1 protein-coding gene is annotated in these 287 nt (G+C 76.3%); it reads right to left on the minus strand.

Going from position 1 to position 287, the window contains the following annotated elements:
- On the minus strand, positions 1–287 hold a 287-nt coding region (locus ACZ3HG_RS23360), incomplete at both ends, for a hypothetical protein (protein WP_465334706.1).

Genomic DNA, 287 nt, shown 5'->3' on the forward strand with positions numbered 1-287 from the left:
CGGGGACCGTCTGCTTCGGGAGCGCGGGCTTGGCCCGGCGCAGCGGGAAGGCGAGCTCGTCGGCGAGCGACACGGTCCGCGCGACCGCTCCCGGATACCGGGCGAACCGCGCCGCCATCTCGGCCCCGGAACGCAGGTGCGCCCCGGCGTGCGCGGGCAGCCACCCGTCGAGCTCGTCGAGACTGCGATTGGCGCGCACCGCAGCGACGGCCGCGGCGAGCAGCTCTTTCTGCGGGGCCGCGTAGTGCACGTTGTTCGTCGCGAGGACGGGGAGGCCGCGCTCGGCG

The organism is Erwinia sp. PME.40.26/001 (genome assembly GCF_055556675.1).